The organism is Variovorax sp. Root411, assembly GCF_001425205.1.
In the GTDB taxonomy this organism is placed as follows: Bacteria; Pseudomonadota; Gammaproteobacteria; order Burkholderiales; family Burkholderiaceae_C; genus Variovorax.
In genome coordinates this window covers 292,803-319,573 of the sequence record NZ_LMDW01000020.1, presented here as the reverse complement: position 1 = coordinate 319,573, position 26,771 = coordinate 292,803, and the positions used below count along the sequence as shown (strand labels likewise).

General features: G+C 65.8%; 20 protein-coding genes. 8 read left to right on the top strand and 12 right to left on the bottom strand.

The annotated features are described in order from the left end of the window. Positions 1 to 7: 7 nt before the first annotated feature. From ASC92_RS25955 to ASC92_RS25945, 3 genes are all read right to left on the bottom strand, one after another. Positions 8 to 2,884 (bottom strand): 2-oxoglutarate dehydrogenase E1 component, encoded by a 2,877-nt coding sequence (locus tag ASC92_RS25955; RefSeq protein WP_056521647.1) that lies wholly within the window; start codon positions 2,882 to 2,884, stop codon positions 8 to 10. A 178-nt stretch (positions 2,885 to 3,062) separates the two neighbouring features. Next, positions 3,063 to 5,000, bottom strand: a complete 1,938-nt coding sequence (locus ASC92_RS25950; RefSeq protein WP_082519728.1) for a propionate--CoA ligase — start codon at positions 4,998 to 5,000, stop codon at positions 3,063 to 3,065. A gap of 111 nt (positions 5,001 to 5,111) precedes the next feature. Continuing rightward, positions 5,112 to 5,714: an isochorismatase family protein gene (locus ASC92_RS25945; RefSeq protein WP_056521642.1), complete on the bottom strand. Its 603-nt coding sequence runs from the start codon at positions 5,712 to 5,714 to the stop codon at positions 5,112 to 5,114. 132 nt (positions 5,715 to 5,846) lie between these two features. Here ASC92_RS25945 and ASC92_RS25940 point away from each other — a divergent pair, with 132 nt between their 5' ends. Next, positions 5,847 to 6,644: an alpha/beta fold hydrolase gene (locus ASC92_RS25940; protein ID WP_082519727.1), complete on the top strand. Its 798-nt coding sequence runs from the start codon at positions 5,847 to 5,849 to the stop codon at positions 6,642 to 6,644. Between the two features lie 15 nt (positions 6,645 to 6,659). Here ASC92_RS25940 and ASC92_RS25935 read toward each other — a convergent pair whose 3' ends face one another. Further along, positions 6,660 to 7,790 carry a PQQ-dependent sugar dehydrogenase gene (locus ASC92_RS25935; protein ID WP_056521639.1) on the bottom strand — a complete coding sequence of 377 codons (1,131 nt, stop codon included), beginning with the start codon at positions 7,788 to 7,790 and terminating at the stop codon, positions 6,660 to 6,662. Between the two features lie 241 nt (positions 7,791 to 8,031). Between ASC92_RS25935 and ASC92_RS25930 the strand changes: the two genes are divergently transcribed. Next, positions 8,032 to 8,607, top strand: coding sequence for a C40 family peptidase (locus ASC92_RS25930; protein WP_056521638.1), 576 nt, complete (start codon positions 8,032 to 8,034; stop codon positions 8,605 to 8,607). 74 nt (positions 8,608 to 8,681) lie between these two features. On the opposite strand, the gene lpdA is transcribed toward ASC92_RS25930, so the two are convergent. The 4 genes from lpdA to aceE are packed head-to-tail and all read right to left on the bottom strand — an operon-like array spanning position 8,682 to position 15,513. Beyond that, positions 8,682 to 10,499, bottom strand: a complete 1,818-nt coding sequence (gene lpdA / locus ASC92_RS25925) for a dihydrolipoyl dehydrogenase (protein ID WP_056521635.1) — start codon at positions 10,497 to 10,499, stop codon at positions 8,682 to 8,684. Continuing rightward, positions 10,496 to 11,089 (bottom strand): MFS transporter, encoded by a 594-nt coding sequence (locus ASC92_RS25920; RefSeq protein WP_056521631.1) that lies wholly within the window; start codon positions 11,087 to 11,089, stop codon positions 10,496 to 10,498. Before ASC92_RS25920 ends, lpdA begins: the two co-directional genes overlap by 4 nt. Further along, complete coding sequence (aceF, locus tag ASC92_RS25915; RefSeq protein WP_056521628.1) at positions 11,086 to 12,747, bottom strand: dihydrolipoyllysine-residue acetyltransferase; 1,662 nt, start codon at positions 12,745 to 12,747, stop codon at positions 11,086 to 11,088. The genes ASC92_RS25920 and aceF overlap by 4 nt, the downstream gene beginning before the upstream one ends. A gap of 51 nt (positions 12,748 to 12,798) precedes the next feature. Continuing rightward, positions 12,799 to 15,513: a pyruvate dehydrogenase (acetyl-transferring), homodimeric type gene (aceE, locus tag ASC92_RS25910; protein ID WP_056521625.1), complete on the bottom strand. Its 2,715-nt coding sequence runs from the start codon at positions 15,511 to 15,513 to the stop codon at positions 12,799 to 12,801. Positions 15,514 to 15,729: 216 nt separating this feature from the next. Between aceE and ASC92_RS25905 the strand changes: the two genes are divergently transcribed. The 5 genes from ASC92_RS25905 (at position 15,730) to ASC92_RS25885 (ending at position 22,562) form a co-directional block, all read left to right on the top strand. Beyond that, positions 15,730 to 18,270, top strand: a complete 2,541-nt coding sequence (locus ASC92_RS25905; RefSeq protein ID WP_056521622.1) for a PAS domain S-box protein — start codon at positions 15,730 to 15,732, stop codon at positions 18,268 to 18,270. Continuing rightward, the gene (locus ASC92_RS25900; RefSeq protein WP_012747279.1) at positions 18,267 to 18,899 is read left to right on the top strand and encodes a response regulator transcription factor; all 633 of its coding nucleotides are present in this window, start codon (positions 18,267 to 18,269) and stop codon (positions 18,897 to 18,899) included. The genes ASC92_RS25905 and ASC92_RS25900 overlap by 4 nt, the downstream gene beginning before the upstream one ends. A gap of 76 nt (positions 18,900 to 18,975) precedes the next feature. Further along, positions 18,976 to 19,827, top strand: a complete 852-nt coding sequence (folD, locus tag ASC92_RS25895) for a bifunctional methylenetetrahydrofolate dehydrogenase/methenyltetrahydrofolate cyclohydrolase FolD (RefSeq protein ID WP_056521619.1) — start codon at positions 18,976 to 18,978, stop codon at positions 19,825 to 19,827. A 5-nt stretch (positions 19,828 to 19,832) separates the two neighbouring features. Beyond that, complete coding sequence (locus tag ASC92_RS25890) at positions 19,833 to 21,890, top strand: M3 family metallopeptidase (protein ID WP_056521616.1); 2,058 nt, start codon at positions 19,833 to 19,835, stop codon at positions 21,888 to 21,890. A 30-nt stretch (positions 21,891 to 21,920) separates the two neighbouring features. Next, positions 21,921 to 22,562, top strand: a complete 642-nt coding sequence (locus tag ASC92_RS25885) for a glutaredoxin family protein (protein WP_056521611.1) — start codon at positions 21,921 to 21,923, stop codon at positions 22,560 to 22,562. Between the two features lie 28 nt (positions 22,563 to 22,590). Here ASC92_RS25885 and rpiA read toward each other — a convergent pair whose 3' ends face one another. Continuing rightward, positions 22,591 to 23,292: a ribose-5-phosphate isomerase RpiA gene (rpiA, locus tag ASC92_RS25880; RefSeq protein ID WP_056521608.1), complete on the bottom strand. Its 702-nt coding sequence runs from the start codon at positions 23,290 to 23,292 to the stop codon at positions 22,591 to 22,593. A gap of 40 nt (positions 23,293 to 23,332) precedes the next feature. On the opposite strand from rpiA, the gene ASC92_RS25875 reads away from it, so the two are divergent. Further along, positions 23,333 to 24,412 carry a quinone-dependent dihydroorotate dehydrogenase gene (locus ASC92_RS25875; protein ID WP_157609137.1) on the top strand — a complete coding sequence of 360 codons (1,080 nt, stop codon included), beginning with the start codon at positions 23,333 to 23,335 and terminating at the stop codon, positions 24,410 to 24,412. 16 nt (positions 24,413 to 24,428) lie between these two features. Here ASC92_RS25875 and ASC92_RS25870 read toward each other — a convergent pair whose 3' ends face one another. From ASC92_RS25870 to ASC92_RS25860, 3 genes are all read right to left on the bottom strand, one after another. Continuing rightward, positions 24,429 to 25,154, bottom strand: a complete 726-nt coding sequence (locus ASC92_RS25870; protein WP_056521604.1) for a phage holin family protein — start codon at positions 25,152 to 25,154, stop codon at positions 24,429 to 24,431. Between the two features lie 54 nt (positions 25,155 to 25,208). Then, complete coding sequence (locus ASC92_RS25865; RefSeq protein WP_007828200.1) at positions 25,209 to 25,505, bottom strand: glycine zipper domain-containing protein; 297 nt, start codon at positions 25,503 to 25,505, stop codon at positions 25,209 to 25,211. A gap of 154 nt (positions 25,506 to 25,659) precedes the next feature. After that, complete coding sequence (locus ASC92_RS25860) at positions 25,660 to 26,763, bottom strand: NAD(P)/FAD-dependent oxidoreductase (protein ID WP_056521601.1); 1,104 nt, start codon at positions 26,761 to 26,763, stop codon at positions 25,660 to 25,662. Positions 26,764 to 26,771 lie beyond the last annotated feature (8 nt).

The window sequence follows — 26,771 nt, the reverse complement described above, 5'->3', positions numbered from 1 at the left end:
CTTTTGATTACTTGGTCAGCACGAAGCCCTTGAGCTTGCCGAACGCGCCATCGACGAGCGCCTTCTGCTGTTCCTGGTGCAGGTGCGAGTAGCCCACCGCTGGCGATGCCGAGGCGGCACGGCCGGAGTAGCCGAGCTTCTGGCCGTCCTGCATGTTTTCGTGGATGTAGTGCTGCACGAAGAACCAGGCGCCCTGGTTCTGCGGCTCGTCCTGGCACCACACCACGTCGACGAGGTTCGGGTACTTCTTGATCTCGGCAGCGAAGGCCTTGTGCGGGAAGGGGTAGAGCTGCTCGACGCGGATGATCGCCACGTCTTCGGTGCCCTGCTCTTCGCGCTTCTTGGCCAGGTCGTAGTAGACCTTGCCCGAGCAGGCGATCAGGCGCTTGACCTTCTCCGCCTTCAGGCCCTTGCTGTCGGGAATGACGGTCTGGAAGCTGCCCTTGGTGAACTCGGACAGCGGCGAGGTCGCGTCCTTGTTGCGCAGCAGCGACTTGGGCGTGAGGATGATCAGCGGCTTGCGCAGGTTGCGCACCATCTGGCGGCGCAGCACGTGGAAGATCTGGCTGGCCGTGGTCGGCTGCACCACCTGCATGTTGGTGTCGGCGCTCAGTTGCATGAAGCGCTCCAGGCGAGCCGAGCTGTGCTCGGGGCCCTGGCCTTCGTAGCCGTGCGGCAGCATCATCGTGAGGCCATTGACGCGGCCCCACTTCACTTCGCCGGAAGCGATGAACTGGTCGATCACGACCTGCGCGCCGTTCACGAAGTCGCCGAACTGGGCTTCCCAGATCACGAGCGTGTTGGGGTCGTTAGACGCGTAGCCGTATTCGAATGCAAGCACGGCTTCTTCCGACAGGATCGAGTCGATCACGACGAACGGGGCCTGGTTGTCGGCCACGTTCTCCAGCGGCGTGTAGGTGCCGGTGTCGAACTTCTCGCGGTTCTGGTCGTGCAGCACGGCGTGGCGGTGCGTGAACGTGCCGCGGCCAGAGTCTTCACCCGACAGGCGGATCGGGTAGCCGCTGGCCACCAGCGATGCGAAGGCCATGTGCTCGCCCATGCCCCAGTCGACGTTCACGTCGCCGCGGCCCATGGCTGCGCGGTCGTCCAGCACCTTCTTCACGAGCGGGTGCACCGTGAAGCCTTGCGGCACGGCGGTGATCTTCTCGGCCAGGCGCTTCCATTCGCTCGAGGGAATGGCGGTATCGCCGGCGTCGGTCCACTTCTTGTTGAGGTACGGGCTCCAGTCGACGGCGTACTTGCTCTTGAAGTTGGTGAGCACCGGGTCGACGGTGTTCTTGCCTTCGTCGAAGGCGGCGCGCTGCGCCTTGACCATGTCGTCGCCGAGCGTGTCGCCCAGGCCTTGGGCAGCCAGCTTTTCAGCGTACAGCTTGCGCGTGCCGGGGTGGACTGCGATCTTCTTGTACATGAGCGGCTGGGTGAGCGACGGGGTGTCCTGCTCGTTGTGACCCAGCTTGCGGAAGCAGATGATGTCGACAACCACGTCCTTCTGGAATTCCATGCGGAAGTCCAGCGCGATCTGGGTGGCGAGCACCACGGCTTCGGGGTCGTCGCCGTTCACGTGCAGCACCGGCGCTTCGATCATCTTGACGATGTCCGAGCAGTACAGCGTCGAGCGGCTGTCGCGCGGGTCGCTGGTGGTGAAGCCGATCTGGTTGTTGATGACGATGTGCACCGTGCCGCCGGTGGAGTAGCCGCGGGTCTCGGCCAGCGCCAGCGTTTCCATCACGACGCCCTGGCCTGCGAAGGCGGCGTCGCCGTGCACGATCACGGGCAGCACCTGCTTGCCCAGCGGGTCGCCGCGGCGGTCCATGCGGGCGCGCACCGAGCCTTCGACCACGGGATTCACGATCTCGAGGTGCGAGGGATTGAACGCAAGGCTCAGGTGCACCGGGCCGCCGGGGGTGGTCACGTCCGAGCTGAAGCCCTGGTGGTACTTGACGTCGCCGCTGGGCAGGTCTTCGGGGGCGGTGTGGTCGAACTCGGCGAACAGGTCGGCCGGCATCTTGCCGAGCGAGTTGACCAGCACGTTCAGGCGGCCGCGGTGGGCCATGCCGATCACGATTTCCTGCACGCCCTTGGCGCCGGCCTGGTTGATCAGCTCGTCCATCGCGACGATGAAGCTTTCGCCGCCTTCGAGCGAGAAGCGCTTCTGGCCGACGTACTTGGTGTGCAGGAAGCGCTCGAGGCCTTCAGCGGCCGTGAGGCGGTTCAGCACGTGCTTCTTCTGCTCGGCGCTGAGCTTGGGGTTGGTTCGGGCGCTTTCGAGCCGCTGCTGCCACCAGCGCTTGTGGTTCTGGTCGGTGGTGTACATGTACTCGGCGCCCATCGTGCCGCAGTACGTTTCGCGCAAGGCGTTGAGCAGGTCGCGCAGCGACATGGTCTCCTTGCCGAAGAAGGTGTTGCTGGTGTTGAACACCGTCTCGAGGTCGGCGTCGGTGAAGCCGTAGAACGAGGGTTCGAGTTCCGGAATCGAAGGACGCTCAGCGCGCTTGAGCGGATCGAGGTCGGCCCAGCGGGCACCGACGTTGCGGTAGGCGGCGATCAGTTGCTGGACCGCGGTGCGCTTGCGGCCGAGTTCGGAGTCGGCTCCGCTGGCCTGCACGACCTTGGTCGTGCCCTGCTTCGCACGTTCGGCGAAAGCATTGATGACCGGCAGGTGCGGAACGTCGCGGGTGTTGGTGCCGTCGACGGCGGGAACGTTCTGCAACGCGTCGAAATACGAACGCCAGTTGTCGGGCACGCTGCCTGGGTTGGCGAGGTAGTTCTCGTACATCTCTTCGACATAGGGCGCATTGCCACCGAAGAGGTAGGTGTTGCCTTGATAGGCTGTGTACGCCGAGGGCGTAGAAGAATCGCTCATGATCCGCTGACCTTCGCTTCCCTGAAGGAAGCACTAGCTGGTTAAGAAACCTTCCGCGACACGGCTGAACCGATTGGCGGATGCGACTGTGGCTGGGGAAGGGCCTGAGTACCTTGGCATTGTGCCACGTCAACCATATGACGGCCCAAAGAGGCTTCGCAACCCCTCGCCTGCTCATTCAGTCAGAAGAAAGTAACTGCTTGATTTGCTGCAGCGTGGCGGGGTCGTCGATGGTGGTCAGGTCGCCCGGATCGCGCTGCTCGCACACGGCCTGGATGGCACGGCGCAGCAGCTTGCCGCTGCGGGTCTTGGGCAGGCCGCTCACGAAACGCACGCGCGCTGGCCGCGCCAGTGCGCCGAGCTGGTCGGCCACCATCTTCATGATCTCGCCCTCGAGCTTGAGAGCCGCATCGGCGTCGCCCACGGCCTTGCCGTCCTTGGGAACGACGAAGGCCATCGCGACCTGGCCCTTGAGCGCGTCGGCCACGCCGACCACCGCGACCTCGGCCACGTTGGCATGGCCCGAGATGCTCTCCTCGATCTCGCGCGTGCCGAGGCGGTGGCCCGCGACGTTGATCACGTCGTCGGTGCGACCGAGGATGTAGAAGTAGCCGTCTTCGTCGCGGATGCCCCAGTCGAAGGTCGAATAGACCATTTTGCCGGGCACGCTCTTCCAGTAGGTGTTGACGAAGCGCGCGTCGTCCTTCCACACGGTCTGCATGAAGCCGGGCGGCGTCGGGCCTTCGACCACCACCACGCCCTTCTCGTTCGGGGCGGTCAGTTCCTCGCCGGTCGATTCGTGCAGGATCTTGATGCGGTAGCCGTACATCGGCACGCCCGGGCTGCCGAACTTGCTGGACTTGGCCTCGACGCCGTTGGCGATGGTGATCATCGGCCAGCCCGATTCGGTCTGCCAGTAGTTGTCGATGATCGGCACGCCCAGGCCTTCGCTGATCCAGCGTGCGGTGGGCTCGTCGAGCGGCTCGCCCGCCAAAAACAGCGCGCGCAGGCTCGACAGGTCGTACTTCTTCAGCAGCGCCGGGTCCTGCTTCTTGAGCACGCGCACCGCGGTGGGGGCGCTGAACATCACCGTCACCTTGTACTTTTCGACGAGCCGCCACCAGATGCCGCCGTCGGGCTGCCGGTCGATGCCTTGCGTGGGCAGGCCCTCGTACATGATCGTCGCCATGCCCGCGATGAGCGGGCCGTAGACGATGTAGCTGTGGCCCACCACCCAGCCGATGTCGCTGGTGGAGAAGTAGGTTTCGCCGGGCCGGCCGTCGAAGATGTGCTTCATGCTCGCGGCCAGCGCGACCGCATAGCCGCCCACGTCGCGCTGCACGCCCTTGGGCTTGCCGGTCGTGCCGCTGGTGTAGATGGTGTAGCTGATGTCGGTGGAGGCGAGCCATGTGCAGGGCACCTTGGCGTCGAGGTGCTTGCGCCTGAGTTCGGCGGCCAGGTGGTCACGGCCGGCAGTCAGGTCCATGGATGCGAGGCCGCGGTCCGTAAGCAGCACCGCCGAGGGCTTGTGTTTCGACAACCGGATCGCCTCGTCGAGCAAGGGCTTGTACGCAATGACCTTGCCGCCACGCGAGCCCGCATCGGCGCTCACGATCACCTTGGGCTCGGCGTCCTCGATGCGCGTGGCCAGCGAGCCGCTGGCGAATCCGCCGAACACCACGCAGTGGATGGCGCCGATGCGCGCGCAGGCCAGCATCGCGAAGGCGGCCTCGGGAATCATCGGCATGTAGATGAGCACGCGATCGCCCTTGCCCACGCCAAGTTCGATCAGGCTGGCGGCGGTGCGCTGCACCTCGGCATGCAACTCGTCGAAGCTGTAGCTCTTCTCGACGCCGATTTCGGAGGAGACGAAGACCAGCGCGGGCTGATCGCCCCGCGCGGCCAGATGCCGATCGACCGCGTTGTGGCACAGGTTGGTCGTGCCGCCGACGAACCAGCGCGCAAAAGGTGGCTGGCTGGCGTCCAGGATCTGTTGCGCAGGGGTCTGCCAGTCGATCAGCTTCGCCTGTTCGGCCCAGAAGGCCTCGGGCGCGTCGACGGATTGGCGATAGAACTCTTCGTAGCGGCTCATCTGGACGTGGCTCCTGTTATTCATTCGGGTCTGGCGGCACCGCCAAAACTGAATTCATAATTATGGAGATTGATCTTGCAGCAAGCTGACGGCCGGAACAATCCGGCCGAGCCCTGCCTCCGGCCGCAGATGCAGCTACCGGACGAGCGAAAGCAATTCAGGAAATTCGGGGTGCTCCGCCGTGCGCAGCCACTCGAAGCCGACCATCTCGGTCGTCACGAGTTCGGCGCCGGCGCCAGCCAACCGGTCGAAGGCCGCGTCGCGGTTGCGCTCGGTGCGCGAGCTGCAGGCGTCGGTCACGACCCAGACCTCGAACTCGTCTTCCAGCAGGTCGAGCGCGGTCTGCAGCAGGCAGACATGGGCTTCGCAGCCGGCGATCACGATGCTGTTGCGCTCCTCGGCCGCAGCCGCGGGTTTTTGCAGATGCTTGGGCAGGCTGCGCGCGTTGCCCTGCGGCGCCTTGGCCGGTACGCGTAGCCACTCGCCCAAGCCCTCCTCCACGCCGCTGAAATGCATCTTCGACAAGGTGCGCTGGCACAGCGCACGGATGTCGGGCAGGTTTTCGCCGAGGCTGGAGGGGTTGTGCTCGGTGCCGAACACCGGCACCTGGAACAGATGCGCCATCTTGCCGAGCCGCACAGCGTTCTGCGCGACGGCCTCGCCCTCGAAGATCGCCGGCATCAGCCGCGCCTGGTAGTCGACCAGAACGAGCTGGGAGAGCGAGGCGTCGAGCAGCATGAGCGGTGTCTTTCAGGGATCGGTTGAGTTGGGCTGAACCGTACCACTGAAAGCACCGCATCGGGCTCTCTCAGCGTGCGCCCGCCGGCACGGGCCATCTGCCGGCATCGATGCACGCCTAAACTGCGGCGCATGAAGCTGTTCTCCAAGCGGGCGTGGCTCGCGGCGCTGGGCCTCGGTGCCGCGCTGCTCGCCGTGGCCTGCGGCGGCCTGCGCAAGGCCGTGGCGCCAATGGCGACTTCGCTCGAAAAGAGCAGTTGCGCACGGGGCGAGGTCGACACGCTGCTGGTCATGCTTCCCGGCGCCTACTCGGCGCCCGACGAGTTCGCGCGCGAGGGCTTCGTCGGCGCCGTTCGGGAGAATCGCGTCGCGGCGGACGTGATGCTGGTCGACGCGCATCTCGGCTACTTCAACGACAAGACCATCCTCGACCGCCTGAGCGCCGACGTGGTCGCGCCGGCGCGCAGCCAGGGCTACCGCCACATCTGGTTCGTCGGCATTTCCCTCGGCGGTTTCGGCGGAATGCTCTATGCGCAGACGCACCCCGGCGAACTCGCGGGGCTGGTGACGCTCGCGCCCTACCTCGGCGAGCGCACGCTCGGCGCAGACATCGCCAACGCGGGCGGCCTCGCCAGGTGGAACGGGCCGCTGGTCGACCCGGCCGCGAGCCCTCCGCGAACGCCCAACGAGACGCAGCTCTGGCAATGGCTGCGCGGTTACGCGGGCTTCACGAACGCGGCAGGCGCGCGGCCGCCGCTCTATCTGGGCTACGGCGTGGACGACCGCTTTGCCTTCAGCAACCGGCTACTGGCGAACGTGCTGCCGCCCGAGCGCGTCTTCACGACAGAAGGCGGCCATGACTGGCCTGAGTGGAACCGCCTCTGGCGCCGGATGCTGCCGACCTTGCCGCTGCCGGGCTGCCCCGGCTGAAAATCCGCGCCGAACTCAGTTCGGCCGCAGGCGCAGCAGCTTGCCGTCGGCTTCGTCGGTGAGCACGTAGAGCAATCCATCCGGCCCCTGCTTCACGTCGCGGATGCGGGCGCGGCCCTCGGCCAGCAGCTTGTGTTCGGCGACCACCTTGCCGCCTTTCAGCTCGATGCGGTCGAGATAGCCGAACTTGAGCGAGCCCACGAACAGGTTGCCCTTCCACGCCGCGCCGTAGCGGTCGCTGGTCAGGAACGCCATGCCGGCCGGCGCGATCGACGGCACCCAGTAGTGCAGCGGCTGCTCCATTCCCTCCTTGGCCGTGGTGCCATCGCCGATCTTTCCGCCGCCGTAGTTCTCGCCGTAGGTGATGACGGGCCAGCCGTAGTTGCGGCCGGCCTGCGGAACGTTGATTTCGTCGCCGCCCTGCGGCCCGTGCTCGGTCATCCAGAGGCGGCCGTCGGGCGCGAGCGTGGCGCCCTGCCCGTTGCGGTGGCCGTAGCTCCATATCTCGGGCAGCGCGCCCGCCTTGCCGACGAAGGGGTTGTCCTTCGGCACCATGCCGTCCTTGCCGATGCGCACGATCTTGCCCAGGTGGTTGTCCAGCTTCTGCGCGTCTTCCTTGCGGCTGAAGCGGTCGCCCAGCGTAAGGAACAGCGTGCCATCGCGCGCCTCTACGATGCGGCAGCCGAAGTGGTTGCGGCTCGCGACCTGGGGCTGCTGGCTGAAGATGATCTTCAGTTCCTCGAGCTTCGTGCCGTCGGCCGACAGAGTGGCGCGGGCCAGCGCGGTGCTGTTGGCCGAACCGCCGGCATCGGGTTCGGAGAAGCAGAAGTACAGAGTGCGGTTTTTCTCGAAGTCGGAGTCGGCCAGCACGTCGAGCAAGCCGCCCTGCCCACCCGCCGCGATGGGAGGCAAGCCCGCGATGGGCGCCGCGATCTTCCCGTCGGCGCCGACCAGCCGGAGGCGGCCGGGCCGCTCCGTCACCACGAAACGGCCACCCGGAAGGAAGGCGACGCCCCACGGGTTTTCAAGACCGGTAGCCACTGTTTCAGGCCTCATCTGCGCCGCGGCGGTGGCGCAGAAACCGATTACCGTGACAAAAGTCCAGAGACGAAGAGAAGCCGAAAGTGATAAGCGCGACAAATTCATGGCTTTTCCGTGAAGTTAGCGCGATCTTGACGATAAATAACGACTGATTCCAGCGAGAGCGTCGATCAGCCTGAAGTCCGAGGGCTCGTTCGCGGTCAACCGCTTATGGGCCATAAACGTTCGCCGTTACATTTTTTCTTTGCCTGGATTGAAATTTTTCATGTAAATCAATAACTTACAAAGGCATTCGCTAATTCTGTTTAAATTGACATAACCGCGCGTCATCAATATCCTACGCGCCATGCGTTTTTTCGTCCTACCCGTGTCCCTTCTTTTTGCCGTCGCCGTTCATGCGGCCCCTCAACAGGACAAGACCGATGACGAGTTGGCACGAATGCTCGCCGACAAGGGCATCATCGGACAGCTCAAGCAAGTTCGCCAGACCGTCACCGAACGCACTTCGGATCTGGTGGTGACCGCCATCGGCTTCCTCGGCGTTCCATACCGCCGCGGCGGCAACACCGCGGAATCGGGTTTCGATTGCAGCGGCTTCGTTCGCGCCATGTACAACCAGACCGTGGGCCACATGCTCCCGCGCCGCGCCGAAGAGCAAGCCGCCGCCACCGAGAAGATCGATCGCAGCCAGCTCAAGCCCGGCGACCTCGTGTTCTTCAACACCATGCGCCGCGCCTTCAGCCATGTCGGCATCTACGTCGGCGAAGGCAAGTTCATCCACTCGCCCCGCTCCGGCGCCCAAGTCCGCGTGGAAGACATGAACGGAAGCTATTGGCAACACCGCTTCGACGGTGCCCGCCGCGTGCTCGCCGGATCGACGGAAGAAGTCAAGGCTGCGGCTGTCGCCAATACCGGCAACTGAGCCCTCCCAAACTCAGGACGAAAAAAATCCCGCCTCGGCGGGATTTTTTCATGGGCGCTCGATAGCGCCCTGGCTCATGCGGCCTTCTTCGCCGGCGGCAGGTCCGTGCAGGTGCCGTGCGCCACTTCCGCCGCCATGCCGATGCTTTCGCCCAGCGTCGGGTGCGGGTGGATGGTCTTGCCGATGTCGATCTCGTCCGCGCCCATCTCGATGGCCAGCGCGATCTCGCCGATCATGTCGCCGGCATGCGTGCCGACGATGCCGCCGCCGAGGATGCGGTGCGTTTCGGCATCGAACAGCAGCTTGGTGATGCCCTCGTCGCGGCCGTTGGCAATGGCGCGGCCCGAGGCCGTCCATGGGAAGTGCCCCTTCTTGACCTTGATGCCCTCGGCCTTCGCCTGGTCCTCTGTGAGGCCGACCCACGCCACTTCGGGGTCGGTGTAGGCGACGCTGGGGATCACGCGGGCATTGAAGGCGGCGCTGGACAACTCCTTGTCGCCCTTCTGCTCGCCGGCGATGACTTCGGCCGCCACGTGCGCCTCGTGCACCGCCTTGTGCGCCAGCATGGGCTGGCCCACGATGTCGCCGATGGCGAAGATGTGGGGCACGTTGGTGCGCATCTGGATGTCGACCGGAATGAAGCCGCGATCGCTCACCGTGACACCGGCCTTGTCGGCGCCGATCTTCTTGCCGTTCGGGCTGCGGCCCACGGCCTGCAGCACGAGGTCGTAGACCTGCGGTTCCTTCGGCGCGTTCTCGCCCTCGAAGGTGATCTTGATGCCCTCCTTCGTGGCTTCGGCACCGACCGTCTTGGTCTTGAGCATGATGTTGTCGAAGCGCGGCGTGTTCATCTTCTGCCAAACCTTCACGAGGTCGCGGTCAGCGCCCTGCATCAGGCCGTCGAGCATCTCGACCACGTCCAGTCTCGCGCCGAGCGTGGAATACACCGTGCCCATTTCGAGGCCGATGATGCCGCCGCCCAGGATCAGCATGCGCTTGGGGTCGGTTCCCATCTCGAGCGCGCCGGTGGAATCGACCACGCGCGGATCCTTCGGCATGAACGGCAGGCTCACCGACTGCGAGCCGGCCGCGATGATCGCGTTGCGGAACTTGACCGTCTGCTTCTTGCCGGTGGTGTCCCAGCTCGTGCCAGAGGTTTCTTCCACCTCGAGGTGGTACGGGTCGATGAAATTGCCGACACCGCGCAGCACCGTCACCTTGCGCATCTTGGCCATGGCCGTGAGGCCGCCAGTGAGCTTGCCCACCACCTTGTTCTTGTGGCCGAGCAGCTTGGCGCGGTCGACCGTCGGGGCGGCGAAGCTCACGCCGAGGTCGGCGAAATGCTTCACCTCGTCTATCACGGAAGCCACGTGCAGCAGCGCCTTCGACGGGATGCAGCCGACATTCAGGCACACACCGCCGAGGGTGGCGTAGCGCTCGATCAGCACGACCTTCAGGCCCAGGTCAGCGGCACGGAAGGCGGCCGAGTAACCGCCGGGGCCGGCGCCGAGCACGATCACGTCGCATTCGACATCGACCTTGCCGCCGTAGCTCGACACGGCCGCGGCCGCCGAAGCGGGGGCCGGCGCGGGCGCTGCCTTGGATGCGGGGGCTGCCGCGGCAGGCGCCGGAGCGGGCGCAGCAGCCGCAGCACCATCCACCTCCAGCGTCAGCACCACCGAGCCTTCCTTGACCTTGTCACCCACCTTCACGGCCAGCGCCTTCACCACGCCGGCAGCGGACGACGGAATCTCCATCGAGGCCTTGTCCGATTCGACCGTGATCAGCGACTGCTCGGCCTTGACCGTGTCTCCTACGTTGACCAGCACCTCGATCACTGCCACTTCGTCGAAGTCGCCGATGTCGGGCACCTTGATTTGTTGTTCGCTCATTTGGACACTTTCAGTTTGAGTGTGAGAACGTCGACCGGTGGGGCCGAATTGCGATCGAATTCGCAGGCGGCGGCAATGCCCGCCTCCGCCACGTCGCGCGAGTTGCGCGACTTGATGTCATAGGCCGCGTGCATGGCGCCGAGCGCAAAGCTGCGCCCCGAGCCGATGGCCCAGAACTCCTTGAACTCGAACACCTCGCGGTAGCTGTAGATGCCGTAGATGCCGCTCTGGTTGGCCATCAGCATCGTGAACTGGCTCGACTCGTAGGGCTCGTGCTCGTCTTCCTTGGTCTGCATGAAGAACATGTCCTTCAGCACCGGATGCAGCATCGTGAAGGTGCGGAAGATCTCGTGCTTGCTGCCGAACAGCAACTGCTCGCGCGGTTGCGCGGCCAGCGCGTGCTGCAGCACCAGGAAGTGCGCGGCAGCGCCGGCCACGGCGAACAGGCTCTGCCCTGCCGCGTCCTCGACGGTGAAGATCTTCTGGTTCGCCTCGGCGCGGTGCGAAAGCCGCGTATCGCCGAAGGTCACCAGAGAATCGGCTGCCATCGTGACCTGGCCGCCCTTGCGGACGGCCACTACGGTGGTCATAGCAGGATTCGACGGTAGTCCGCGAGCACCTGGCCCAGGTAGGCGTTGAAACGCGCAGCCAGGGCGCCGTCGATCACGCGGTGGTCGTACGACAGCGACATCGGCAGCGTCAGGCGCGGCACGAATTGCTTGCCGTCCCACACCGGCTTCATCTGGCCCTTCGAGAGGCCGAGGATGGCCACTTCGGGAGCGTTGATGATCGGCGTGAAGTGCGTGCCCCCGATGCCGCCCAGCGAACTGATCGAGAAGCAGCCGCCCTGCATGTCGGCCGAGCCGAGCTTGCCGTCGCGCGCCTTCTTGGCGAGTTCGCCCATCTCGGCGCTGATCTGCAGGATGCCCTTCTTGTCGGCATCCTTCAGCACCGGCACCACGAGGCCGTTGGGCGTGTCCGCCGCGAAGCCGATGTTGTAGTACTGCTTGTAGACGAGCTGGTCGCCGTCCAGGCTGGTGTTGAACTCGGGGAATTTCTTCAGCGCTGCAACCACCGCCTTGATGACGAAGGCCAGCATCGTGACCTTCACGCCCGACTTCTCGTTCTCCTTGTTGGTGGAGACGCGGAAGGCTTCGAGCTCGGTGATGTCGGCTTCGTCGTTGTTGGTGACGTGCGGGATCATCACCCAGTTGCGGTGCAGGTTCGCGCCGCTGAGCTTCTTGATGCGCGACAGGTCCTTGCGTTCGATCGTGCCGAACTTCGTGAAGTCGACCTTGGGCCATGGGATCAGGCCCAGCGCAGCGCCGTCGCCACCACCGGCCGGCGCCTTGGCCGCCGAGGCCTTGGTGCTGGCCTGGCCGCTCATGACGGCCTTGGTGAAGCCCTGGATGTCTTCTTGCGTGATGCGGCCCTTGGGACCGGAGCCCTTGACCTCTTCGAGCGGCACGCCGAGTTCGCGCGCGAACTTGCGCACCGAGGGCGAGGCGTGCGGCAGGCTGGCGCTGGGAGCGACCGTCGGCTGATGCGCCGGAGCAGCGGTGGCTGCAGGCGCCGATGCAGCAACCGGTGCGGGTGCACTGGCGGTTGCGGTTGCCGTTGCGGCAGCCGCTGCCTGGGTCGGCGCCGGAGCAGCAGCCCCTGCAGCGCCTTCGAGCACCGCGATCAGGTCACCGATGTTGACCGTGTCGCCCACCTTGACCTTGAGCTCCTTGAGCACGCCCGCAGCCGACGACGGAATTTCCATCGATGCCTTGTCCGACTCCACCGTGATGAGCGACTGCTCGGCCTTGACCGCGTCACCCACCTTTACGAGCACTTCGATGACGGCGACGTCCTTGAAGTCGCCGATGTCGGGCACCTTGACCTCGACCGGGCCCGCGGCGGCCGGTGCAGCCGCCGGCGCGGGTGCCGCTGCAGCAGGTGCCGGCGCGGCAGCTGCGGGAGCCGCCGCAGCAGGCGCCGGGGCCGGTGCTGCTGCAGCACCCGCTCCTTCGGCCTCGAGCACGAGGACCACGGAACCCTCCTTCACCTTGCTGCCGACCTCGACCTTCAGCTCCTTGACCACGCCGGCCGTCGACGACGGAATTTCCATCGATGCCTTGTCCGACTCCACCGTGATGAGCGACTGCTCGGCCTTGACCGTGTCGCCCACCTTCACGAGCACCTCGATCACCGCGACTTCATCGAAATCGCCGATGTCCGGCACCTTGACTTCCACTGCTGCCATATCGTTTGTCTCCCGCCCTGAGGCGACGTTTCGTTCGTTGATTGTTGAGGGTCAGGCGTAGAGCGGGTTGACCTTGTCGACATTGATGCCGTACTTCCTGATCGCCTCCACCACCTTGGCCACCGGCACGGTGCCATCTTCGCTCAGCGCCTTGAGCGCAGCCACCACGATGTAGTGGCGGTTGATCTCGAAGTGCTCGCGCAGCTTGTTGCGGAAGTCGCTGCGGCCGAAGCCGTCGGTGCCCAGCACCTTGTAGGTGCGGCCCTTCGGGATAAAGGGGCGGATCTGCTCGGCATAGGCCTTCATGTAGTCGGTCGAGGCGACCACCGGGCCGGTGCTGGGCGCCAGCTGCTCGGCCACGAAGGGCACGCGCGGCGTCTGGTCCGGGTGCAGCAGGTTCCAGCGGTCGGCGTCCTGGCCGTCACGCGTGAGTTCGTTGAAGCTCGGGCAGCTCCACACGGAAGCCGACACACCCCAGTCCTTTTCGAGCAGTTCTTGCGCGGCAAAGCTTTCGCGCAGGATGGTGCCGCTGCCCAGCAGTTGCACGGTCGGTGCCTTGGCCTTGAGCGCGGGGCCCTGCTTCGACAGGTACATGCCCTTGATGATCTGCTCTTCGGTACCGGGCTGGAGGCCGGGCATCGCGTAGTTCTCGTTGAGCAGCGTCAGGTAGTAGTAGACGTTGTCCTGCTTCTCTACCATGCGCTTCAGGCCGTGATGCAAGATCACGCCGACTTCGTGCGCAAAGGTCGGGTCGTAGCTCACGCAGTTCGGGATGGTGTTGGCCAGGATGTGGCTGTGACCATCTTCGTGCTGCAGGCCCTCGCCATTCAGCGTGGTGCGCCCCGACGTGCCGCCCAGCAGGAAGCCGCGCGCCTGCATGTCGCCGGCCGCCCAGGCCAGGTCGCCGATGCGCTGGAAGCCGAACATCGAGTAGTACACGTAGAACGGCACCATGATGCGGTTGTTCGTGCTGTATGACGTGGCCGCCGCGATCCAGCTCGACATGCCGCCAGCTTCGTTGATGCCTTCCTGCAGGATCTGGCCGGCCTTGTCTTCCTTGTAGTACATGACCTGGTCTTTATCGACCGGGGTGTACTGCTGACCGTGCGGGTTGTAGATGCCGATCTGGCGGAACAAGCCTTCCATGCCGAAGGTGCGGGCCTCGTCCACCAGGATGGGCACGACGCGCGGGCCCAGCGCCTTGTCGCGCAGCAGCTGCGTGAGGAAGCGCACGTAGGCCTGCGTGGTTGATATCTCGCGGCCTTCGGCCGTGGGCTCGATCACCGACTTGAAGGTGTCGAGCGAAGGCACCGTGAAGCTCTCGTCGGCCTTGGCGCGGCGATGCGGCAGGTAGCCACCGAGCGCCTTGCGGCGCTCGTGCAGGTAGCGCATTTCCGGCGTGTCGTCGGCCGGCTTGTAGAACGGCAGCTCGGCGATCTGGCTGTCAGGAATCGGAATATTGAAGCGGTCGCGGAAGGCCTTGATGTCTTCGTCGCCGAGCTTCTTGGTCTGGTGGACCGTGTTCTTGCCTTCGCCGATCTTGCCCATGCCGAAGCCCTTGACGGTCTTGACGAGCAGCACAGTGGGCTGGCCCTTGTGGTTCTGAGCGGCATGGAAGGCGGCGTACACCTTCTGCGAGTCGTGGCCGCCGCGCTGCAGGCTCCAGACCTCGTCGTCGGTCATGTGCTCGACCATCTTCAGCGTGCGCGGATCGCGGCCGAAGAAGTTCTTGCGCACGTAGGCGCCGTCGTTGGCCTTCATGGCCTGGTAGTCGCCGTCGTTGCACTCCATCATGATCTTGCGCAGCGCGCCGTCATGGTCCTTTTCGAGCAGGGCGTCCCAGCCCTTGCCCCAGATCAGCTTGACGACGTTCCAGTTGGCACCGCGGAACTCGCCTTCCAGTTCCTGGATGATCTTGCCGTTGCCGCGCACCGGGCCGTCCAGGCGCTGCAGGTTGCAGTTGATGACGAAGATCAGGTTGTCGAGGTTCTCGCGCGCCGCCAGGCCGATGGCGCCCAGCGATTCCACCTCGTCCATTTCACCGTCGCCACAGAACACCCAGACCTTGCGGTTCTCGGTGTTGGCGATGCCGCGTGCATGCAGGTACTTGAGGAAGCGCGCCTGGTAGATCGCCATCAGCGGCCCCAGGCCCATCGAGACGGTCGGGAACTGCCAGAACTCCGGCATCAGCTTGGGGTGCGGGTAGCTCGACAGGCCCTTGCCGTCCACTTCCTGGCGGAAGTTGAGCAGTTGCTCTTCGGAGAGGCGGCCTTCGAGGTAGGCGCGGGCATAGATGCCGGGCGAGACGTGGCCCTGGATGTAGAGCAGGTCGCCGCCGTGGTTCTCGCTCTCGGCGTGCCAGAAGTGGTTGAAGCCGGCACCGAACATGCTGGCCAGCGAAGCGAAGGAGCCGATGTGGCCGCCGAGGTCGCCGCCTTCGGGCGGGTGGATGCGGTTGGCCTTGACCACCATCGCCATGGCATTCCAGCGCATGTAGGCGCGCAGGCGTTGTTCGATCTCGAGGTTGCCGGGACTGCGGGCCTCCTGCGAGGGCTCGATGGTGTTGACATAGCCTGTGTTGGCCGAGAACGGCATGTCGACCGTGTTCTGGCGGGCATGTTCGAGCAGCTGCTCGAGAAGGAAGTGGGCCCGCTCCGGACCCTCGCTCTGGATGACGGAGGACAGTGCATCCATCCATTCACGGGTCTCCTGGGCGTCCGCATCGTTTGCGGCCGAGCCGAACAGGTTCTCGGGATTTGCCGACATGCTTGTCTCTCCTTTTAGGGCTGTGGCTGTAATTTAAGTGCGCTGTGCAGCGAACGCGGCGGAGTTTCGCATAGAAACATTGAAATTTCAAATAGTGCGTTGCGATTTCTTAATGTGATATTTTCAGTTGGCGTTTGCCCTGCGCAAAACCGCGCGCAAGCCCAGGCCGAGGTTGCTTTGCCGTCGTTTCCGAAGGGCTTCACCTAAACTCGGACCATGCCCTTTTCCTCTCCGCTGGCAGTTGCCCGCAGTGCCGTGAATGCCTCGCCCCTGTCCTGGTGGCGCAGGTGGTGGCGCCGGCAGACGCCGGTGCTGCAGGACGCGGTCGCCATGCTCGCGCCGATGGCGGCCGTGCTGTTGTTTCTTGCCGCCATCGTGTCCGCCTTCTGGTATCTGCGCACCGAGGAAGTCGAGCGCGAGCAGGAGTCGGTGCGCCGCGACGTCGAATACGCGCAGCAGCGCATGCGCCTGCGGCTTTTGGAACGGCAGGAGCAGCTGATGCGCATCGCGCGAGACGCCTCCAACCGCGAGATCGACCCGGTCGAATTCACCAGCCGCGCCGAGTCGCTGGTGAGCCAGTTCCCCGAGCTGCAGACCATCACCTGGATCGACGACCGCCGCCGCTTCAAGGCCGGCTATGCGGCACCCAGCGTGCATCCGGCCCAGCAGCACCTGATCGGCGACGTGCTGCGTCCCGGCGACATCGAGAGCAACTATGCGCTGGCCCGCGAGCTGCGCCAGCCGGTGTATTCGCAGCCCGTGGCCGGGGGCGACCCCCCTGCGATGCTGCAGCTGCACATCCCCCTTTTCGATCAAGGCCTGTTCGCGGGCGTCGTGCTCGGTGAGTTCTCGGTCGACGGGCTGTTGCGCTACGGCATGCCGTCCGAAGTACAGGCGCGCTATGCGGTGTCGCTACTCGATGCCAAGGGCCATGCGATCGCGGGCAACACCACCAGCCTGAAGGAAGGCGGCACGCGCCTGCTGCCCTGGACCGAGCGGACCAACGAATACGAAGTGCCGGTGTCTCCGGTGGGCAATGCGCTGGTGCTGCGGGCGCAGGCCTACCGCACCTCGCAGGGCGTGGTCGGCAACGGGCTGTTCTGGCTGGTCTGCGCGCTCAGCGTGCTCACGAGCTGGATGCTGATCGGCACCTGGCGGCACACGCGGCGGCGGCTGCAGGCACAGCAGCGGCTGGTGGCCGAAACCAACTTCCGCCGGGCGATGGAAAACTCCATGCTGACCGGCATGCGCGTGCTCGACCTGCAAGGCCGCATCACCTACGTGAACGCCGCCTTCTGCGCGATGACCGGCTGGAGCGAGGCCGAGCTCGTCGGCCAGTCGCCGCCCTTCCCCTACTGGCTCGAATCCGACCGCGAAGTGATGAACGAGCGCCTGGAAGAAGAGCTGCATGGCCGTGCCCTGCCCGGCGGCTTCCAGGTGCGCGTGAAGCGCAAGAACGGCAGCGTGTTCAACGCCCGGCTCTACGTGTCGCCGCTGATCGACGCGCGCGGCCACCAGACCGGCTGGATGACGTCAATGACCGACATCACCGAGCCCACACGCATCCGCGAGCAGTTGTCGGCTTCGTACGAACGCTTCACCACCGTGCTGGAAGCGCTCGATGCGGCCGTGTCCGTCGCGCCCATCGGCAGCGAGGAACTGCTGTTCGCCAACAAGCTGTACCGGCTCTGGTTCGGCTCCGACACCGTGGGCCATCTGGGCATGGTCGCGCAGGCAGGTGTGCCAGCCTCGAATGCGCACGACGAAGGCCTCGACGACGTCGATCCGTACGCGGGCCTGCCGATCGACACGCTCACCGCGGCGCAGGCGGCCAACAACGAAATCTTCGTGCCGCACCTCGGCAAATGGCTCGAAGTGCGTTCGCGCTACCTGACATGGGTCGACGGCCGCCTCGCGCAGCTGGTGATCGCCACCGACATCACGCCGCGCCGCGACGCCGAGGAGCAGGCCGCCGCGCAGGCCGACAAGGCCCAGGCTGCGAGCCGCCTCATCACGATGGGCGAAATGGCCTCCAGCGTGGCCCATGAGCTCAACCAGCCGCTGACCGCCATCACCAACTACTGCAACGGGATGATGTCGCGCATCAAGGGCCAATCGATCGACAACGACGCGCTGCTCGCCGCGCTCGAGAAGACGTCGAAGCAGGCTCAGCGCGCAGGCCAGATCATCCAGCGCATCCGCTCCTTCGTGAAGCGCAGCGAACCCAACCGCACGCCGGCCGACGTGGCCACCATGGTGAGCGAGGCGGTCGAGCTGGCGGGCATCGAGCTGCGCCGGCGCAACGTGCGCCTGAACCACTACGTGGCCGCGCGGCTGCCGGTGGTGCGCGTCGATCCGATCCTCATCGAGCAGGTGATGGTCAACCTGCTGAAGAACGCGGCCGAATCCATCGACATCGCCGAGCGCCCGCTGGCGCGCCGCAGCGTCGAGCTGCGCGTGCTGCCCAAGGTCATCGAAGGCCACAACGCCATCGAGTTCTCGGTGCAGGACACCGGCAAGGGGCTCGCTCCGGAAGTGATGGACCGGCTCTACGAGGCCTTCTTCTCCACCAAGCCCGAGGGCATGGGCATCGGCCTGAATCTGTGCCGCACCATCGTCGAGTCGCACCGCGGCCGGATGCAGGCGGAGAACATCTACAATGGCCCGGATGTGATCGGATGCCGTTTTTCCTTCTGGATTCCGGTGTTGGACGCTATCAGTTCCGTAGCTAGCGACGAGGCAAAGGTACCTGCATGAGTTTGATTCCGAAGAAGGGCACGGTCTATGTCGTCGACGACGACGAAGCCGTACGCGATTCGCTGCAATGGCTGCTCGAGGGCAAGGACTACAGAGTCCGCTGTTTCGATTCCGCCGAATCCTTTCTCTCCCGATACGACCCGCGCGAAGTCGCCTGTTTGATCGTCGACATCCGCATGGCCGGCATGACCGGCCTCGAACTGCAGGATCGATTGATCGAACGGCGCTCCCCGCTTCCGATCGTGGTCATCACCGGCCACGGCGACGTGCCGATGGCGGTCGACTCCATGAAGAAGGGCGCGATGGATTTCATCCAGAAGCCCTTCAACGACGAAGAGCTCGTCACGCTGGTCGAGCGCATGCTCGAACATGCGCGCGGCGCTTTCACGCAGCACCAGCAGTCCGCCAGCCGCGATGCGCTGCTGTCCAAGCTCACGGGCCGCGAGGCGCAGGTGCTCGAACGCATCGTCGCCGGGCGCCTGAACAAGCAGATCGCCGACGACCTGGGCATCAGCATCAAGACGGTGGAGGCGCACCGCGCCAACATCATGGAAAAGCTCAACGCCAACACCGTGGCCGATCTGCTCAAGATCGCGCTCGGACAGGCGGCACCCGCGGCCAAGGCCTAGAAGCTATCCCCTCGATAGCAATGCATGTCCCCCACGCCTGCGCAAGCGGGCGTTTTTACTTGGAAAATCGAAACCGATGACCGCCCAACTGATCGACGGCAACGCCCTCGCCAAAACCATTCGTGCCGAGGTGTCCGGCCGCACCGCCGCGCTGAAGGCGCGCGGCGTGAACCCGGCGCTGTCCATCATCTTGGTGGGCAGCGATCCGGCGAGCCAGGTCTACACGAAGCACAAGGTCAACGACAGCACCGAGACCGGCCTGCAGGCCACGCTCGAGACCTACCCCGCCGACCTGAGCGAAGCTGACTTGCTGGCCCGCATCCGCGCCCTCAACGACGACCCGAAGGTGCACGGCATCCTGGTTCAGCTGCCGCTGCCCAAGCACATGGACAGCCAGAAGGTCATCGAGACGATCTCGCCTGCCAAGGACGTCGACGGCTTCCACGTCGCCAGCGCCGGCGCGCTGATGACCGGCGCCCCCGGCTTCTGGCCCTGCACGCCGCACGGCTGCATGAAGATGCTCGAATCCATCGGCTACGACCTGCGCGGCAAGCACGCGGTGGTCATCGGCCGCAGCAACATCGTCGGCAAGCCGATGGCCATGATGCTGCTGGCCAAGAGCGCCACCGTGACCATCTGCCACAGCGCCACGCAAGACCTCGGCGCCATCACGCGGCAGGCCGACGTGATCGTGGCTGCCGTGGGCAAGCTCGATCTCCTGACGGCCGACATGGTGAAGCCCGGTGCAATCGTCATCGACGTGGGGATGAACCGCAAGGCAGACGGCAAGCTGGCCGGCGACGTCGATTTCGACAGCGTGAAGGAAGTGGCCGGCTGGATCACGCCCGTGCCCGGCGGCGTCGGCCCGATGACCCGCGCCATGCTCCTCGTCAACACCCTTGAAGCTGCGGAACGCGCCGCCAAGTGATTTCCATGGCCACCACGAACAACCCCCTCCTCGACTTCAACGATCTCCCGCTGTTCGACCGCATCAAGCCCGAGCATGTGGCGCCCGCGGTCGACACGCTGCTGGCCGATGCCGAGACCGCGCTGCAGACGGTGACGGCGTCCGAATTCCCGGCCGACTGGAACGCGATCTCCAAGGTGCTCGACGTGGCCTCCGAACGCTTCAGCCGCGCCTGGGGTGCCGTCGGCCACCTTAACGCCGTGGCTGACACGCCGGAGCTACGCGCTGCCTACAACGAGGCCATGCCGCGCGTCACCGCCTTCTGGACCCGCCTGGGTTCCGATGAGCGGCTTTACGCCAAGTACAAAGCCATCGACGTCGCCACCTTGAACCCCGAGCAGCGCCAGGCGCACAAGAACGCCGTGCGCAACTTCGTGCTCGGCGGCGCCGAGCTGCAGGGCGATGCCAAGAAGCGCTTCGCCGACATCCAGGAACGCCAGGCCGAGCTCAGCCAGAAGTTCAGCGAAAACGCGCTCGACGCGACCGATGCTTTCGCCTACTACGCCGCCCTGGGCGAACTCGAGGGCGTGCCCGAGGACGTCGTGAGCGCCGCACGTGCGGCCGCCGAAGCCGACGGCAAGGAAGGCTACAAGCTCACGCTCAAGATGCCGTGCTACCTGCCGGTGATGCAGTTCGCCAAAAGCAGCGCGCTGCGCGAGAAGCTCTACCGCGCCTACGTCACGCGCGCCAGCGAATTCGGCGATACCGCCTTCGACAACACCGCGCTCATAACCGAGATCCTCGCGTTGCGCGGGGAAGAAGCGAAGCTGCTGGGCTACCGGAACTACGGCGAGCTGTCCGTCGTGCCGAAGATGGCCGAATCGCCCGAGCAAGTCGTCAAGTTCCTGCGCGATCTCGCCACCAAGGCCAAGCCCTATGGCGAGCGCGACCTGGCCGACCTGCGGGTCTTCGCCTCGGAGCAACTGAGCATCACCGACCCGCAACCCTGGGACTGGAGCTACATCGGCGAGAAGCTCAAGGAAGCGCGCTATGCCTTCAGCGAGCAGGAGGTGAAGCAGTACTTCCCGGCGCCGAAGGTCATGGCCGGTCTGTTCAAGATCGTCGAGACGCTGTTCGAGGTGTCGATCCGCCGCGATTCGGCGCCCACGTGGCATCCGAGCGTCGAGTTCTATCGCATCGAACGCGCCGGCCAGAAGGTCGGCCAGTTCTACCTCGACCCCTCGGCCCGCGCCGCCAAGCGCGGCGGCGCCTGGATGGACGATGTGCGGGCCCGCTGGCTGCGCCCCGACAACGGCGTGCTGCAGACGCCGGTCGCACAGCTGGTGTGCAACTTCGCCAGCGGCGTCGACGGCAAGCCGCCGCTGCTCACGCACGACGACGTGACCACCCTCTTCCACGAGTTCGGCCACGGCCTGCACCACATGCTCACGCAGGTGAACGAGCGCGACGTCTCGGGCATCAGCGGTGTCGAGTGGGACGCGGTCGAGCTGCCGAGCCAGTTCATGGAAAACTTCTGCTGGGAGTGGGACGTGCTCAAGCACATGACCGCCCACGTCGACACCGGCGAGCCGCTGCCGCGCGCGCTGTTCGACAAGATGACGGCCGCCAAGAACTTCCAGAGCGGCCTGCAGACGCTGCGCCAGATCGAATTCTCGCTGTTCGACATGCTGCTGCACACCGAGTACCACGCGGCCGCCGCCCAACCCGGCGACGTGATGGCGCTGCTCGGCAAGGTACGCGCCGAGGTGGCCGTGATGCCCTCGCCGCCGTTCAGCCGCACGCCGAATACCTTCAGCCACATCTTCTCGGGCGGCTACGCGGCCGGCTACTACAGCTACAAGTGGGCCGAGGTGCTGAGCGCCGATGCCTACGCGGCCTTCGAGGAAACCGTGGGCGCCGACGGCGAGCCGAACATCGAGACCGGCCGCAAGTACCGCCAGGCCATCCTGGAGGCCGGGGGCAGCCGCAGCGCCATGGATTCGTTCAAGGCCTTCCGCGGCCGCGAGCCCCAGCTTGATGCGCTGCTGCGACACCAAGGCATGGCGGAGCCCCAGCCCGCTTGATGCGGCGCTGAAGCTTGCGATACTCGGGCGATGCATCCGATTTACAAATTCTCACTGCATCGCCTGACCGGCCTCGCCCTTGTGCTCGTTGCCGCGGGTGCGATGGCACAGCCTGTCTACCGCCAGGTCGACAAGAACGGCAAGGTCACCTTCTCGGACCGCGCCCCGACCGCCAGCGCCGAAGCGGCTTCGGGGCCGCAAGGCGGCGTCACCACGCCCACCAACGCTGGCCTGCCGTACGAATTGCGGCAGGTGGCGCAGCGCTACCCCGTCACGCTGTACAGCAGCGACGATTGCGGGCCCTGCAGCGTAGCCCGCTCGCTGCTCGTCACGCGCGGCATCCCGTTCGATGAGCGAACCGTCAAGAGCAACGAGGAAGTCCAGGCGCTGCAGCGCCTGAGCAGTCAGAGTTCGCTGCCGCTGCTGACCATCGGGTCGCAGCAGCTCAAGGGCTTCTCGGATGCCGAGTGGTCGCAGTACCTCGACGCGGCCGGCTATCCCAAGAGCAACAGCCTGCCTGCGGGCTACCGCAATGGCCTGGTGCGGCCACTGATCGCGCAACAGGCAGCGCCCGCAGCCCGGACTCCTGCGGCGCCGGCTGCGCAGCCCGCCCCGCCGCCGCCCGCCTCGAGCGAACCGACCCCGAGCAACCCGGCCGGCATCAAGTTCTGACCCAGGCCGCGCTGGCGGCCGCGGATCGTCAGGCGAACTGCATCGTCTTCACGCCCGTCGGGGTGCCCAGCAGGCACACGTCGGCTTTCTGGTGCGCAAAGACGCCCACCGTCACCACGCCCGGCCATTGGCTCACCTCGGACTCGAAGGCCAGCGGATCGGTGATCCGCAGGCCAGTCACGTCCACGATGTGCTGACCATTGTCGGTAACCAGCGGCAGGCCGTCCCTCTCGCGCACCTGGGCAATGCCGCCCATGCTCGCGAACTGGCGCATCACCCGGCGCGCGGCCATCGGAATCACCTCCACCGGCAGCGGAAACGCACCCAGCGCATCGACCAGCTTGGACGCATCGGCGATGCAGATGAACTTGCGCGACTGCGCCGCCACGATCTTTTCGCGCGTGAGCGCGGCGCCGCCGCCCTTCACCATGAAGCCGCGGTGGTCGATTTCGTCAGCGCCGTCGATGTAGACGGCCAGTTCTTCCACCTCGTTGCTGTCGAACACCGGGATGCCCAGTGCCCGCAGGCGCTCGGTCGAGGCTACCGAACTGGAGACGGCGCCCTTGATCTCGTCCTTGATGGTGGCCAGCGCGTCGATGAACTTGTTCACCGTGGAGCCGGTGCCGACGCCGACGATCTCGCCCTTGACCACATAGGCCAGCGCGGCAAGGCCGACCTGGGCCTTGAGTTCGTCCTGAGAAAGAGGGGTTGGGGTGGCGGGTGCGGTCATCGCGGAGAATCCTTGGCTCATAGAAGTTCAGAATTATCCGATGCCCCTGCTGATGCCCTCTTCGCTCTACGGCCTGGCCCGCCCTTTCCTGTTCGGTTTCGACCCCGAGCACGCCCACGAACTCACGCTGGACGGCCTGGCACGCACCCAGAACACGCCGCTGGCCTGCGCCTATTCGGCACCGCGCGTGAATGATCCGATCCAGCTCGCCGGCCTGAGCTTTCCGAACCGCGTGGGCCTGGCGGCCGGCCTCGACAAGAACGCACGCTGCATCGATGCCTTCGCCGCCATGGGCTTCGGATTCGTCGAGGTCGGCACGGTGACGCCGAAGGCCCAGCCGGGCAACCCCAAGCCGCGCGTGTTCCGGCTGCCGCAGCGCGATGCGCTGATCAACCGGCTCGGCTTCAACAACGAAGGGCTCGACGCCTTCCTGGCCAATGTGCAGAAGGCGCGTTTCCGCAAGGCCGGCAGCGGCGCCAGGTCGCCGATGCTGCTGGGCCTGAACATCGGCAAGAACGCCGCCACGCCGATCGAGCGCGCGGTGGACGACTACCTGCTCTGCCTCGACGGCGTGTACCCGCATGCCGACTACGTGACGATCAACATCTCGAGTCCCAACACCGCCAACCTGCGCACGCTGCAGAGCGATGAGGCGCTCGACGCACTGCTCGGCGCAGTCGCCGAACGGCGCGAGGCGCTGGCCGCGCGCCACAACAAGCGCTCCCCGCTGTTCGTGAAGATCGCCCCCGATCTCGACGAGGCCCAGGTCGCGGTGATTGCCGCCACGCTGAAGCGCCACGGCATGGATGGCGTGATCGCCACCAACACAACGCTCGCGCGCGATGCAGTCAAGGGCCTGCCGCATGCCGAGGAAGCAGGTGGACTGTCGGGTGCACCGGTGCGCGAGGCCAGCAACCGCGTCGTGGCGCAACTGCGCGCGGCGCTGGGATCGGGCTTTCCGATCATCGGTGTTGGCGGCATCCTGAGCGGTGCCGATGCCAGGGCCAAGATCGCCGCGGGTGCGGACGTGGTGCAGATCTACACCGGCCTGATCTATCGCGGCCCCGCGCTGGTCCGCGAAGCCGCCCAGGCCCTGCTGCGGGATCGCAGCAAGGCCTGAGCTTCGTTCTTCTCGTTCAGCGCATGCGCCAGAGTATTGGCGCGATGACCGCGGCCCAGCGCAACAGCCGCTTCGGCCGGACCACCACCACAGCAACGGCGGCAACAACGCCGGTGGCCACTGGATGCGCACGCGCGATGCGCAGTGCGGCAGCGGGGGCCGATTCGTTGGGCGGAGGCGCTTCGCCCTCGCCCGAACCCGAACCGTCTGCCGGCTGCGCCTCGCGTCCGCCCTGCATCGTCGCGATGCGTTGGCGCTGGCGGTCCATGCGCGCCAGCAGTTCCTCGCGCGTGGCGGGACGTGGAGGGCGCGGTGCTCCTTCGTCCTGCTCCGGGTCCTTGCCCAGCCCGAAGCGGTCCTGGACCCAGTCCCAGTCGCGTTCGAACTCGCGGCGCGCCGGCACGAAGGCGTTGGATGCATTACGCAACGTCAGCAGCAAGCCGACGGCGGCCGCCAGCCAGAGCACGATCCACACGCCCGCCACGGACCATGCGGCAGTGATGCGATATGGCGTTTCCCAGAAATGAACCACCACCGCCACGGACAGCAGGGCCACCGTGACCGTGGTCAGCCCCAGCACGGCCAGACTGAAAACGAGCATCAACTTGAGACGCTGCTTCTCGTCCTCCCAGGCCATGTGCAGCAGTTGCACCCGGTCTTCAGCCGCCAGCGCGCCTTCGGCGGCGGCGATGCGCAGCCGCCGAATCCGGGCGTTCAGCCCGAACAGGGACGACAGCCTCATGGGCTGGCTCCGGCCATGTCTGGGCGAACGATGCTGCGGCGGCGAATGCTCAGGTCAGCGGCGGCCAAGCAATAGGCCCACCAGCACGCCGACAGCCAGTGCAGCACCGGCGATCTGCCATGGTTCGTCATGGGCGTAGGCGTTGGCGGAATTGGCCGCTTCGCGGGCCTTCTTGGCGGCGAGCTTGCTCTTCTCGGCCGCTAGTTCGCGGGCGATGGCCAGCTTGGTGTCGATGCGCTGGCGCAGCGCCTTGATGTGGGGAACCGAATCCAGGTCCTTGCTTGCCAGCACGCCGCGCACGTCGCTTGCGATGTCTTCGGCCGCTGCTTCAAGATTTTGGGATGCACTCATTGGAATCTTTCCTCCATTGATGACACCGGCACCGCGCCGGCGGCTTTCACGCCAGCGATGGCGTCCTGTCATGTTACAGGCACAAAAGGCCCTCAGGCGCGACAGATGTGCAGACTTTGGCGCGAGATGCCACTTCATTGCGCACGAGCGCGCTTCATTCGTCCGCCAGCAGGCGCGCGACGTGCCGCCCGATGGCCAGGCTGCTCGTGAGGCCCGGCGACTCGATACCGAAGAGATTGACCAGTCCTTGCACGCCATGCGAGTCGGGTCCGTCGATCATGAAGTCCGCCGCCGGCTCGCCCGGGCCAGAGATTTTCGGCCGCATGCCCGCATAGCCCGGGATCAAGGCACCGTCGGGCAGCGCGGGCCAGTACTTGCGCACCTCGGCATAGAAATCGTCGCCGCGCGTGGGGTCCACCACCAGGTCGTCAGGCGAGGACACCCACTGCACGTCGGGCCCGAACTTGGCTTGGCCGCCCAGGTCGATCGTGAGGTGCACGCCCAATCCGCCCGGCTCGGGCACGGGATAGACGAGGCGCCCGAACGGCGCCCGGCCCGACAGGGTGAAGTAGTTGCCCTTGGCGAAGTATTCCTTGGGCACCGCCGAAGACGGCAGGCCCTCGAATCGCCGTGCCAGCGACGGCGCGCCGAGACCTGCCGCATTGACCACGCTACGGCAACGCAACGCCGTGCCGTCCTCCGCGATCAGGACGACAGTCCCATCGCCACATTCGGCGCGCGTGATTGGCGATTTCAGTGCCAGCATGCCGCCTGAGTTCTCGATGTCGCCGAGCAGGCTCAGCATGAGCGCATGGCTGTCCACGATGCCGGTGCTCGGCGAATGCAGCGCCGCGACGCAATGAAGTTGCGGCTCCAGCGCGATGGCCTGCTGCGCGGTCATCATCGCCAGGTCGCCGACACCGTTCGCCGCAGCCTTGACCCGAATGGCTTCGAGCTGGTCCGCCTGTCCTGGCGACGTCGCCACGATGAGCTTGCCGCAGCGCCGATGCGGCACACCGCGCTCCGCCGCGTAGGCGTACAGCAGTTCCTTCCCTTCGACGCAAAGCTTCGCCTTCAGCGAGCCCTCTGGGTAGTAGATGCCCGCATGAATGACCTCGCTGTTGCGCGAACTCGTGCCCGTGCCGATGGCACGTTCGGACTCGAGCACCAGCACCTCCCGGCCGGCGAGCGCCAAGGCGCGCGCCACTGCCAGCCCCACCACACCGGCGCCGATGACGGCGCAATCAATTTCTTCCATCGCGCGAG